Genomic DNA, 12,144 nt, shown 5'->3' with positions numbered 1-12,144 from the left:
GTCGGGATGCGCACGGAGAAGTCTCGGCTTCGACGTAGTCTCTCGTCTCTGCAGGAGCTGATGCGGCAAGTTCGACATTACGTCATCAGGGACCAGGTCAGCGAAATCAACGCTGCTCTTCGTGGCCACTACGCCTATTATGGCATCGCCGGAAACCTTCGGTCGCTGCTCAAGGTGTATCGGGCCACGGAACGGTACTGGTGCCGAATGTTACGCAGCCGCAGCCGAGATGGTGGCCGCCTCACATGGGACACTTTCAACCAGATCAAAGAACGGAACCCGCTGCTGCGACCCAAGCTGCGGCTTCCTTACGGGAAGCTGCAAGCACTCGCGGTGCTGTGAAGCTGCCGAAGAGCGTAGTGCGGGAAATCCGCACGCTACGTTCTGTGGGAACCGGGGGCGGGTGACTGCCTCCGGTGACCCAGTCCTGGGGGTGAAATTCCCCCGGGCCACTCGACTCGTCATCACGATCGGTGGCAAAAGGCATTGGCTCTGGCGGGCCGTCGATCGGGACGGCTATGTTCTCGACGAGATTGTTCAGGCCCGCCGGACCCGGCTGATGAAGAAGCAGGGATGCTTACCGAAGCGCATCGTCACGGACAAGCTTCGTTCCTACGGCGCGGCACTGCGGCAGATCATGCCCACGGTCGAGCATCGATCGCACAAAGGGCTGAACAATCGCGCCGAAAACTCCCATCTACCCCTGCGAAAACGAGAACGAATAATGCAACGGTTTCGCTCGCCAGGCGCACTGCAACGCTTCACGAGCGTCTTTTCGGCGGTCCGAAATCTCTTCGTCCCGCCACGCTCCAAACACTCCGCCATCGCCGTCCACCTGCACCGCATCAGAGCGATCGCCCATTGGAGAGCAGTCACGGGCACCGCTGCCTGAGCTTCCCGCCTAACGGAAAGTGTTCCTGAGGAAGTTAACCTGACATCACCATTCGGTCCTATGGTGCGGCGAAGCGGGAGATCATGCCCGGCGTCAAGCATCGTTCGCACAAGGGCTTGAACAATCGGGCGGAGAATTATCATCAGCCTATCCGACGACGCGAGAGGATCATGAAGCGGTTCAAGTCAGCCCTTCTGGAAACTATGGCGGACTTCGCATTCTCGCAACTATCGCCTGGCAACGCAACGGCAATTTATTGCTTGCCCTGCAGCACCGGAGAAAATAGTTGACTCGCAGTCTGAAGCGATTGACCGGGGACCATTGCTAGCCCTGGATTTCGGTTCGGGGCGTCAGCGTTACCGCCCCGACCGATGTTATCAGTGCGCGGTAGTCATTTTGTCAAAGACCCCGAGCTTCTTGAGGGAACTCATCAGACCAGTGAGTGCGATTACCGCGACGAACAGTACCACAAGGACAATCGCGTAAGACAATTCCTGATCCGATATTGAGTCTGCAGACACCCGATAGAACTCGGTTGCCAACAGCGCGATCAGCGTCGACGACATCGTGGAATAGTCCTTGGCAATAACCCGCTTCGTATTGAACGCCATTCCCTCTGTCGATGCCGAGAACGCACTCAACTTGAGTCCCCATCTGGGGACATCGCGGCAATATGCGCTGTACGCGTCACCGAATTTGTCAGCCAGAAATTCCTCTTCAGCGTAGATGATGCACTGGTAGATGAAGCCGAATAACAAGCATCCGACGATGACGACTACTGGATCGCCGTGGAACAGGAAAAGCCCCGAGTAAACGAGCATGTTCCCGACGTACAACGGGTTGCGACAGACGCCGAACATGCCTTCCGTAACCAAGTCCTTGGCATAGACCCGTTTGTTAAGACCGCCTCGCTTGATGTAAGCGTATCCAATTACGGTTGCGCGCAATAGCAAACCTGCAAGTACTATTAGCAATGCGACGATATCCGTCCACTGCTTGAGTGCTGCGCTACCCAGAACCGTCGTCGTCGGTGGCGCGGCAATAAACAATGCAACGATGATCAGCGGAAACGCCTGGTTTCGGTACTTGAAAAAGAACGTCCCGATCGTGAGCATAAAATTCTTCATTGCATTTCGTCTCACTTAACCGCGACAATGCCGCAGAAGTTATACCACCGGAAGAACACCTCCGTGCTCTTGAACCCCACCTCCCTGAGCAATTGGAGGTTCTCCTCGAGGCGGTAAGGAATGAGCACGTTTTCCAGGGCCTCCCTCTTCTTCGATATTTCGATCGAGGAGTATCCGTTACGCCGCTTGAAGTCATAGTAGTGGTCGATGAAGAGCCGGTTGAAAGTCGTGTCCTCGCTGGTCAACTTTTCGATCAGTAGCAAACATCCGTGCTCGTTGAGCCCGTCGTAGATCGTCTTCATGACACGTTCGCGAAAGAGCGGACGCACAAATTGAAGCGTTAGGAGCATCGTCACGACGCTAGCGTTTTCAACAGAGAAGCCGCGGTGAAGGTCGCCTGTTACCAGATCGATTGATCGGTTTGTTCCTGATGCCTCGATCTTCTCCGCCGCCTTCTTGAGCATGTCGGGAGCATTATCGATTCCGACGAAATCCACGTGATTGTCGACGATGTGGTCCAGCGCGAGCAGTGTCGTAGCCGTCGAGCAGCCAATGTCATAGAGGTGCGACTGAGGTTGCGCAAAATCCCGGGCCAGTTCGCAAACCATGCGCTGCATCTCCCCGTAGAACGGGACCGAGCGGCTGACCATGTCGTCGAATACGTTTGCGACGGTGGAATTGAATGAAAAGTCCGCAACCGAATCGCGTTCGTCGGAAAACACCTCGTCACGAGAATTCGTATGCAGGATCAGACGGTTAGACGGGTCGGTCATATCCGCTCCAAATGTATAGGAATGTTGATGGGCGTGCTCTTTTTTTCCAAAACATACCCGGCGCGGCGCGATTTGGCCACAGAAGTCTGACAACAACCTGAAAGCGTCGCCATTCACACCGATGGGGGAAGGAACCGCCTGAAGGTAAGCCAGCAGGCGAAGGACCAGACTGAGCCCGCACACCACCCGAAGAGCACATCGGTCGGAAAATGTACGCCGAGGTAGATTCGGCTAATGCCTATCGTGCAGATGAGCGCGACAGCAACAAGGAATACGGTGATGTCAGGTTAACTTCCTCAGGAACACTTTCCGTTAGGCGGGAAGCTCAGGCAGCGGTGCCCGTGACTGCTCTCCAATGGGCGATCGCTCTGATGCGGTGCAGGTGGACGGCGATGGCGGAGTGTTTGGAGCGTGGCGGGACGAAGAGATTTCGGACCGCCGAAAAGACGCTCGTGAAGCGTTGCAGTGCGCCTGGCGAGCGAAACCGTTGCATTATTCGTTCTCGTTTTCGCAGGGGTAGATGGGAGTTTTCGGCGCGATTGTTCAGCCCTTTGTGCGATCGATGCTCGACCGTGGGCATGATCTGCCGCAGTGCCGCGCCGTAGGAACGAAGCTTGTCCGTGACGATGCGCTTCGGTAAGCATCCCTGCTTCTTCATCAGCCGGGTCCGGCGGGCCTGAACAATCTCGTCGAGAACATAGCCGTCCCGATCGACGGCCCGCCAGAGCCAATGCCTTTTGCCACCGATCGTGATGACGAGTCGAGTGGCCCGGGGGAATTTCACCCCCAGGACTGGGTCACCGGAGGCAGTCACCCGCCCCCGGTTCCCACAGAACGTAGCGTGCGGATTTCCCGCACTACGCTCTTCGGCAGCTTCACAGCACCGCGAGTGCTTGCAGCTTCCCGTAAGGAAGCCGCAGCTTGGGTCGCAGCAGCGGGTTCCGTTCTTTGATCTGGTTGAAAGTGTCCCATGTGAGGCGGCCACCATCTCGGCTGCGGCTGCGTAACATTCGGCACCAGTACCGTTCCGTGGCCCGATACACCTTGAGCAGCGACCGAAGGTTTCCGGCGATGCCATAATAGGCGTAGTGGCCACGAAGAGCAGCGTTGATTTCGCTGACCTGGTCCCTGATGACGTAATGTCGAACTTGCCGCATCAGCTCCTGCAGAGACGAGAGACTACGTCGAAGCCGAGACTTCTCCGTGCGCATCCCGACCTTGAAGTTACCCTTTTGGTTCCGCGAGCAGTACAGCGTCATGCCCAGAAAGTAGATCGTCTCCGGGCGATTTCTGCCGCGTTTGCTCGCATCTCTCTGAGCAAACCGACCAAACTCGACCAACTTGGTCTTGCTCGGCTCAAGAGTGAGGCCAAACTTCCCCAAACGATGACGGAGAGCGTCCTCGACGCGGAGCGCATCCGATTGATGTTGGAAACAGATCACGAAGTCGTCGATATAACGCACCAGCCGGGCTTCGCCCTTGAGCTGGACCTTCACCACGCGCTCGAACCAGAGGTCGAGCACATAATGGAGATAAACGTTGCTCAGCAAAACGCTGATCGACCCTCCTTGAGGAGTTCCTTCATCACTCGGGTGGACAGCCCCGTCCTCAAGGACGCCTGCTTTCAGCCAGCGCCTGATCAAGCTGATCACGCGCGGATCCCCGACTCGATGCTCGACAAACCGGAGCAGCCACTCATGCGACAGACTCCCAAAATAGTCCTTCAAGTCCGCCTCCAGCACCCAGCTCGTCCGGCCGCCGCAGATTGCCTCGTTGAGGGTCGACAGGGCATGATGAGCGCTAAGATGCGGCCTGCCGCCGAACGAGCAGGGCAAGAAGTCCTGCTCGTAGATCGCCGACAGCACCGCAGCTGTGCTGCGCTGAAGCGCCCGGTCCGAAACAGTTGGCACCCCGAGCGGGCGCTTCTCCGTCTTGCCGGGCTTGGGGATGTAAACGCGCCGCACTGCCGGCGCGCGATATCCCTGGCGGTGAATGGATTGGAGCATCGGCTCTATCCATTCTCCAAAGCTCTCCTTCGCCGCCTTCACCGTCTGACCATCCACCCCGGCGGCCGAGCGCTGCGGAATCCTCAACAGATTCCTCTGCACCCGTTCGCGCGTGATGTGATGGGCAAGCGACGTAAAGCGGAGTTTCGGCTCACACCGAGCTTTCGCTGCTATATGTTCAAGTCCCGTTTCCATGGTCAGCTGATCTTCCCTTTGCATGAAAGGCCGTGTCTCCCGTTGAATGGAGCCCATGTTGCCCAAAAACATTTCAACTACCGCTGACCGCTTCCCCATGTGGCCGGCTCTCCCGACCTCGGAGTACTATCAGTCAGTCTGACTTCCACCCGGTCATCAGCCCCTTCTCGCCTCATCGGCTTGGCAGGTCCTACAAGCTTGCGCTTGAACCGGTTGGATCTCCCTTGTTCACGTCAAATCCTTCGATTGCATGCTGGCGGTACGAACCCCGGGAGCACCTTGGACCACTCGCAAAGACGCGGCCTGCGATTCCGCCTTCCCCTTTGAGAGACAGGGTCGGCTACTCCGATCACGTTCGATTTCGGGGCTATCTATCCGTTCACGTATGTTCCGGCCTACAATCTCCTTGTCTACGCTTCGCAGCGGCCGTTACCGGACACCACGCAAGACTCAGTACACGGCTGCTCGCTAGGCTTTGCCGTGGCCGTCATCTCAGACGGCTGAATTCAACGCGCTTGCAAGGCGCAACTCTCACAGATCCGGACGTGAGCGTCTCCACTCATCCGGCTCCTACCGTCCAGCCGTTGCCCGATACAGCAATCGCCAATGTGCAAACAGCGCTGGCTCCCGACGCCTTACGTCCTGGACCCAGTACCGCGCACGCCGACGATGGCGTCTCAGGCGTCGATATTTCGACATGGCCCAGCGTGCCAGGCGCAGATCGAGGTGCATCAATGCTCGGGAAAGTGCCGATTTGTGGTAACGACCATAGTAGTTCATCCAACCACGAAGGATCGGATTGAACATCTTGGCCAGATCATTGATGCGCTTGTCGATACGGCGGTCAAGCTGCCAGTCCCGCATTGTCTGACGGATGGCTTTCGCGGCTCGGTTGCTGATACCCGGACTGAAATTGACGAAGGTCTTGCCCCATCGGTTCATTGCCAGTCTCGGTCGAAAGGTGTAGCCGAGAAAGTCGAACTTCTGATTGGGGCAATGCCCCCGCCGAACGTTATCCTTGCAATACACGATCTGTGTCTTGTTTGGATGTAACTTCAGTCCGCATTCAGCAAACCGTTGCTCAAGATCCGTTTGCAACTTTTGGGCCTGACGCTCGCTGCTGCAATGACAAACGGCATCATCGGCAAAGCGTTCAAACGGAATCTCAGGACGGTGTTTGGCCATCCACCGATCGAACGCATAGTGCAAAAAGAGGTTCGCCAGCAAGGGTGAGATAACTGACCCCTGCGGAGTTCCCCTCTCCCGAGGTTCCAAAGTGCCGTTCTCCAGTTGCACGGGAGCCGTCAGCCACCGTTCAATGTACAACAACACCCACGTGCAGTCGGTGTGCTTTCGCACCGCCCGTAGCAACAGGTCGTGTGGAATGGTGTCGAAGAAGGCCTGAATGTCGAGATCGAGAACCCAGTCATGGCGCCAGCATCTCTGCCTTGCCATACCCACGGCCTCGAGTGCCGACTTGCCGGGCCTATACCCATAGGAATCGGGATGGAAATGTCTTTCCAGTTCCGGTTCCAGGTATGCCTTCACCACCCCTTGCGCAATCCGGTCTGAGACCGTGGGAATGCCCAACGGCCTTGTACCACCTTGCCGCTTTTTGATCGCGACCCGTTTGACTGGCGGCGGAAAGTAGCTGCCAGATGACAATCGGTTCCAGAGCTTGAACAGGTTGTTCTTCACATCCCGCTCAAGATCCTCGATCGACTGATCATCGACCCCGGCTGCACCCCGGTTCGCCTTTACCCGTTGATAAGCCTCCCAAACAGCCCGTTTAGGAATATCGAACGGCTTTGCTTTACCCAAAGGCTCCTCCCGCATGACGGTTGACCTTTCGATAAAGCTGGACAGTGTTGCGCCTTCGCTCCAACGCCATTACAGCACCTTCTTCACTACTACACGCAACTCCGTCCCTGTGCCCCGCATCGGTACTCGGATCCTCATGGTGCTTCCACTTGGATGTCTCCCTTCGCATCGGGGCGACAGGTTCCCACGTTCCACACAAGAGCCTGAAGCAAGGTCACGCCGCCTTCATGCCGGACGCCATCTGGGCAGTAGACAGGTATCTCCCAGACTTCTCCCGGGTTAACGAAGCCCACCCGGTTTTGACGCCATCTATGCACTTTTCGACACGTCGTCAGCGGTTCGCTCACGCTCGTCTCCTTGCATCTTACCTGACCGGATCAAGTCCGGCCTTTTCCTCAACGCTCACCACCATCGCTCTTTAAGCGATCACAGCGGACGGGAAACGATGACGCTTGTAGCTGACAGTCGACTCAATCATGACTACCAACTACCGCCTACAACTTCATCATCGGTTAACCTGACATCACCGATCTAATACCAACGTGCATTGATCAAAACCGATGCGCCCACTCGCGCAGACCAATGGACCGATGGCAGGCTGGACCGGAACTTCCTTCTCGGGCACGCTGGCGACACCATTAATGCGCTGCTCGTGGCCGCAGGTCACAATCTGCGCCTCATCCTGGCCAAACTGGCCCTTTGGCGTGCCTTCATCAGAGCCGCGCTTACCGTTCTCATGGCGAAATCGGATACTTCTCCAGATCTTCCAACCGCCAGAAGATCAATGATTTAGCCTTTGTTCAGGGCCGACTAATGACAGATTGAGATGCCCGCGCCGCATCAAAAAAACCGATAGCGGCCGGATTTGGACCTGTGTCGGGATGATCTCCCGTTCGGCGGCACGTCCCCTCGCCCGCCGCCTCTGCTGTGCCTCGCGCGATCTCAGAAGCGCTCCGAGTGCCATCTGAAGACCTTTACTGGCATTCTGCAGCCGACGCCTATGGTGGCTTTAATCCAATGTTTAGTCAGGCAGGTCCGCTGATGCTCTGCCGAGTAGGCGGGGTCGTTACCGAGCCCCGCACTGGGTCACCGGAGGCAGTCACCCGCCCCCGGTTCCCACAGAACGTAGCGTGCGGATTTCCCGCACTACGCTCTTCGGCAGCTTCACAGCACCGCGAGTGCTTGCAGCTTCCCGTAAGGAAGCCGCAGCTTGGGTCGCAGCAGCGGGTTCCGTTCTTTGATCTGGTTGAAAGTGTCCCATGTGAGGCGGCCACCATCTCGGCTGCGGCTGCGTAACATTCGGCACCAGTACCGTTCCGTGGCCCGATACACCTTGAGCAGCGACCGAAGGTTTCCGGCGATGCCATAATAGGCGTAGTGGCCACGAAGAGCAGCGTTGATTTCGCTGACCTGGTCCCTGATGACGTAATGTCGAACTTGCCGCATCAGCTCCTGCAGAGACGAGAGACTACGTCGAAGCCGAGACTTCTCCGTGCGCATCCCGACCTTGAAGTTACCCTTTTGGTTCCGCGAGCAGTACAGCGTCATGCCCAGAAAGTAGATCGTCTCCGGGCGATTTCTGCCGCGTTTGCTCGCATCTCTCTGAGCAAACCGACCAAACTCGACCAACTTGGTCTTGCTCGGCTCAAGAGTGAGGCCAAACTTCCCCAAACGATGACGGAGAGCGTCCTCGACGCGGAGCGCATCCGATTGATGTTGGAAACAGATCACGAAGTCGTCGATATAACGCACCAGCCGGGCTTCGCCCTTGAGCTGGACCTTCACCACGCGCTCGAACCAGAGGTCGAGCACATAATGGAGATAAACGTTGCTCAGCAAAACGCTGATCGACCCTCCTTGAGGAGTTCCTTCATCACTCGGGTGGACAGCCCCGTCCTCAAGGACGCCTGCTTTCAGCCAGCGCCTGATCAAGCTGATCACGCGCGGATCCCCGACTCGATGCTCGACAAACCGGAGCAGCCACTCATGCGACAGACTCCCAAAATAGTCCTTCAAGTCCGCCTCCAGCACCCAGCTCGTCCGGCCGCCGCAGATTGCCTCGTTGAGGGTCGACAGGGCATGATGAGCGCTAAGATGCGGCCTGCCGCCGAACGAGCAGGGCAAGAAGTCCTGCTCGTAGATCGCCGACAGCACCGCAGCTGTGCTGCGCTGAAGCGCCCGGTCCGAAACAGTTGGCACCCCGAGCGGGCGCTTCTCCGTCTTGCCGGGCTTGGGGATGTAAACGCGCCGCACTGCCGGCGCGCGATATCCCTGGCGGTGAATGGATTGGAGCATCGGCTCTATCCATTCTCCAAAGCTCTCCTTCGCCGCCTTCACCGTCTGACCATCCACCCCGGCGGCCGAGCGCTGCGGAATCCTCAACAGATTCCTCTGCACCCGTTCGCGCGTGATGTGATGGGCAAGCGACGTAAAGCGGAGTTTCGGCTCACACCGAGCTTTCGCTGCTATATGTTCAAGTCCCGTTTCCATGGTCAGCTGATCTTCCCTTTGCATGAAAGGCCGTGTCTCCCGTTGAATGGAGCCCATGTTGCCCAAAAACATTTCAACTACCGCTGACCGCTTCCCCATGTGGCCGGCTCTCCCGACCTCGGAGTACTATCAGTCAGTCTGACTTCCACCCGGTCATCAGCCCCTTCTCGCCTCATCGGCTTGGCAGGTCCTACAAGCTTGCGCTTGAACCGGTTGGATCTCCCTTGTTCACGTCAAATCCTTCGATTGCATGCTGGCGGTACGAACCCCGGGAGCACCTTGGACCACTCGCAAAGACGCGGCCTGCGATTCCGCCTTCCCCTTTGAGAGACAGGGTCGGCTACTCCGATCACGTTCGATTTCGGGGCTATCTATCCGTTCACGTATGTTCCGGCCTACAATCTCCTTGTCTACGCTTCGCAGCGGCCGTTACCGGACACCACGCAAGACTCAGTACACGGCTGCTCGCTAGGCTTTGCCGTGGCCGTCATCTCAGACGGCTGAATTCAACGCGCTTGCAAGGCGCAACCCTCACAGATCCGGACGTGCAGATTTCCCGCATCCGGTTCCTCACGGTCCAGTTTCGCTCAGGTACGGCTCCATTGATGTACGATCCGGGTTGGCGGCAGGGGAAATCTGTCAAGGACCTGGGCCATCCGATTCCAGTTCGGCTTTCCAGATCGGCTGCGGCGCGAAAGCCCGCTTTTCCAGATACGCTCGACCTGATGGTGATACCACGTCAGACGTCGTCCGTTGCCCGTGATCCCGTAGTAGGCGTAGTGGCCTCGCATCATTCGGGTCAGGTGTCGATGCTGAACCGTGAGCGGACAGGTGCAGATGCTTGATGCACCATTCCCTGGCTGCCCGTAAGGCCCGCGCAAACCGATCCTTGGCCGTGACCTGCCGCACCACCGGCTTCCCTCTCCGCGACTGGCCCCAGACATGGGTGAAGCCGAGAAAATTGAAACTGGTGCTACTCGTTGCCGGATGCTGCCCATTAGGGCGCCGGAAACGGAAGTCCACATAGCGCGTCTTTGAGGATGTAGCCGAAGCCCATACCGTTCGAAACGCTTGCCCAGCACGGCCAGCATGCGCCGACCGTCCAAGTGATCCTCGAAGCTCATGACGAAGTCGTCAGCGTACCCGCACCATCAGGCACCTCCGCTTTAGGCGGGGCTTCGCCACCTTTGCGAACCACTTATCCAGCACATAGTGCAAGAAAATGTTCGCAAGAAGTGGGCTGATCACTCCGCCTTGTGGCGTTCCAGCTACCGGTCGGCTCAGGGTGCCTTGCTCCAACACCCCTGCGTTCAACCACTTGTCAATCATGCGTCTGATGACGCCGTCTCTGATCCTCAGGTCGAGGAAGCTGCGTAAATGCCCATGATCGATGCTGTCGAAATACTTCGAGATATCTGCGTCGATCACCCATCGCTGACCGGTGTCCATGATGCCATCGCGCAATGTGCGGATGGCGTCATGCGCCGACCGTTCCGGCCGGAAACCGAACGAGCAGTCCAGAAAGTCCTCCTCGTAGATCGGCTCCAGCAGCATCACGATTGCCCGTTGCGCCACCTTATCCTCGAACGTTGGGATACCCAGAGGTCGTCGGGACCCATCGGCTTTGGGGATGTAGTGGCGTCGCACCGGGGGCGCGTGGTAACTGCCCGACATCATCCGGATCCGGAGGCTTTCAAGGTTTGCCTCGAGATCTTTCTCATAGTCGTCCGCCGTGCGCCCGTCGATGCCCGCCGCGCCATCCTTGCGCGTCAGAGTCCACGCCTCGAACATCCAGTCGAGGTCAATCAGATGGTGCAAGGATGTGAACACCCTCTCCGGGTGCTTCCTCGCCTGTTCGGCTATCCACTGCCGTTTCGTGTACACGTTTGTAGGGCTCAGAGTCCCCTCCGTTGTTTCCTGTCAGTGGTTCTGGTTCCGTGACACCCTCCTTTCCTCCTTCGGGTCCCGCTGGACACGGTTCCCCGCGCTCATTGGTACTATGAGGGTGCTACGACTTCCCGCTCACGCTTACCCATCAGCTTATTGCTTCGCCTTCAGGGGCCCATACGGCCCTGCTTGTTTGTGTCCGCCAAAGCGCTCCCTCCGACATGCAGGGCTGTCGTAGGGCCAGGAGTCTTTTACGTCAGCCGGCTCCCCGTTTCCGGCATTGCTTCCTTGGGCGTGAGTGGGATCTCTCAGGTTCCCCGGCAATCCATCCCGTGACTTTGCGGCGGCCCAAGACCCCGGACGACCCCGATTGCCTCACCAAATCGGCAGGTCGGGTGCTGCCCCCGGTCCCAACACTCCGAAGGCGTCATCAAGTCATGATATCGGGGCTTACCCCGCCGCTTTATCACCCGCTGTCTACGCTTCACGAATGACGTTGCCGACACCCATGCAAGACTCGCTTCCGGCTGGCGGGCTGCGCCTTTGCCGGACGGGCGTTGAACCCGCTGGATCGCTGCGAACGGTTTCTACTCGATTCTCACCTCCTTTCTTGTTCATCCCCCGTTCCGGGGCTTGCCTGACGCAAGCTGGGCGCACTCACGTCGCAAATTTTTCGTGCTTGCCGACATCAGAGTTCCCTACGACTGTTGGGCAGGTGCGCACAAACCTGATGAAATCGCTTGAGCAGAGAGTTGCCAAAGACGTAGAAATTCCTCATCCAAGATGGAAGCAAGTGGTCGACGATCGTCTGCCTGACCGAGAGATCCGAACAAGGCGAGCATCCGCGCGGATCTTTCACCATTGACCCGAAATTGCGTTCAAGAAGTGCAGATTTGCAAAATATCGACTGCAAATATCCACCTGTTCGCACTGACCGGTGAACCTGACAGCGC

General features: G+C 57.7%; 7 protein-coding genes and 6 pseudogenes. 5 read left to right on the top strand and 8 right to left on the bottom strand.

Translation table 11 applies throughout. The features are described from left to right. Positions 1-6: 6 nt before the first annotated feature. The 3 genes and pseudogenes from WGT02_RS31470 to WGT02_RS31460 form a co-directional block, all read left to right on the top strand. A complete protein-coding gene (locus WGT02_RS31470) occupies positions 7-342 on the top strand; it encodes a hypothetical protein (RefSeq protein WP_225040257.1) in 336 nt (111 codons plus the stop codon). A gap of 115 nt (positions 343-457) precedes the next feature. Then, positions 458-892, top strand: a pseudogene (locus tag WGT02_RS31465) (transposase); the annotation flags it as partial. A gap of 50 nt (positions 893-942) precedes the next feature. Continuing rightward, a pseudogene (locus WGT02_RS31460) lies at positions 943-1,083 on the top strand (IS6 family transposase); the annotation flags it as partial. A gap of 186 nt (positions 1,084-1,269) precedes the next feature. Here WGT02_RS31460 and WGT02_RS31455 read toward each other — a convergent pair. From WGT02_RS31455 to ltrA (WGT02_RS31430), 6 genes and pseudogenes are all read right to left on the bottom strand, one after another. After that, positions 1,270-2,019: an isoprenylcysteine carboxylmethyltransferase family protein gene (locus WGT02_RS31455; protein WP_208245986.1), complete on the bottom strand. Its 750-nt coding sequence runs from the start codon at positions 2,017-2,019 to the stop codon at positions 1,270-1,272. Between the two features lie 11 nt (positions 2,020-2,030). Beyond that, a complete protein-coding gene (gene cmoA, locus WGT02_RS31450; protein ID WP_208245984.1) occupies positions 2,031-2,792 on the bottom strand; it encodes a carboxy-S-adenosyl-L-methionine synthase CmoA in 762 nt (253 codons plus the stop codon). A gap of 113 nt (positions 2,793-2,905) precedes the next feature. Continuing rightward, positions 2,906-3,046 (bottom strand): annotated as a pseudogene (locus tag WGT02_RS31445) (phosphatase PAP2 family protein); the annotation flags it as partial. Between the two features lie 71 nt (positions 3,047-3,117). Further along, positions 3,118-3,552, bottom strand: a pseudogene (locus WGT02_RS31440) (transposase); the annotation flags it as partial. 115 nt (positions 3,553-3,667) lie between these two features. After that, entirely contained in the window at positions 3,668-5,017 is a 1,350-nt protein-coding gene (gene ltrA, locus WGT02_RS31435; RefSeq protein ID WP_341353377.1) for a group II intron reverse transcriptase/maturase, read from the bottom strand. Positions 5,018-5,563: 546 nt separating this feature from the next. Then, the gene (gene ltrA / locus WGT02_RS31430; protein WP_225040253.1) at positions 5,564-6,814 is read right to left on the bottom strand and encodes a group II intron reverse transcriptase/maturase; all 1,251 of its coding nucleotides are present in this window, start codon (positions 6,812-6,814) and stop codon (positions 5,564-5,566) included. Between the two features lie 583 nt (positions 6,815-7,397). Between ltrA (WGT02_RS31430) and WGT02_RS31425 the strand changes: the two are divergent. Next, positions 7,398-7,607 (top strand): annotated as a pseudogene (locus WGT02_RS31425) (IS5/IS1182 family transposase); the annotation flags it as partial. A gap of 52 nt (positions 7,608-7,659) precedes the next feature. Further along, positions 7,660-7,837 (top strand): annotated as a pseudogene (locus WGT02_RS31420) (IS66 family transposase); the annotation flags it as partial. Between the two features lie 141 nt (positions 7,838-7,978). On the opposite strand, the gene ltrA (WGT02_RS31415) reads toward WGT02_RS31420, so the two are convergent. Beyond that, on the bottom strand, positions 7,979-9,328 hold the full coding sequence (gene ltrA / locus WGT02_RS31415; RefSeq protein WP_341353377.1) for a group II intron reverse transcriptase/maturase: 1,350 nt from the start codon (positions 9,326-9,328) through the stop codon (positions 7,979-7,981). A gap of 1,110 nt (positions 9,329-10,438) precedes the next feature. Next, entirely contained in the window at positions 10,439-11,134 is a 696-nt protein-coding gene (locus WGT02_RS31410) for a reverse transcriptase domain-containing protein (RefSeq protein ID WP_375679815.1), read from the bottom strand. Positions 11,135-12,144: the final 1,010 nt, after the last annotated feature.

The organism is Rhizobium sp. T1470, assembly GCF_042140505.1.
In the GTDB taxonomy this organism is placed as follows: domain Bacteria; phylum Pseudomonadota; class Alphaproteobacteria; order Rhizobiales; family Rhizobiaceae; genus Rhizobium; species Rhizobium favelukesii.
Note: the sequence above shows the minus strand (reverse complement) of the source record. Positions and strands in the feature narration are given on the sequence as shown.

Coding starts and splice junctions, on each gene's coding strand:
- cmoA (WP_208245984.1), bottom strand. CDS start 2,792: ATGACCGACCCGTCTAACCGTCTGATCCTGCATACGAATTCTCGTGAC.
- ltrA (WP_341353377.1), bottom strand. CDS start 5,017: ATGCAAAGGGAAGATCAGCTGACCATGGAAACGGGACTTGAACATATA.
- WGT02_RS31455 (WP_208245986.1), bottom strand. CDS start 2,019: ATGAAGAATTTTATGCTCACGATCGGGACGTTCTTTTTCAAGTACCGA.
- ltrA (WP_341353377.1), bottom strand. CDS start 9,328: ATGCAAAGGGAAGATCAGCTGACCATGGAAACGGGACTTGAACATATA.
- WGT02_RS31470 (WP_225040257.1), top strand. CDS start 7: ATGCGCACGGAGAAGTCTCGGCTTCGACGTAGTCTCTCGTCTCTGCAG.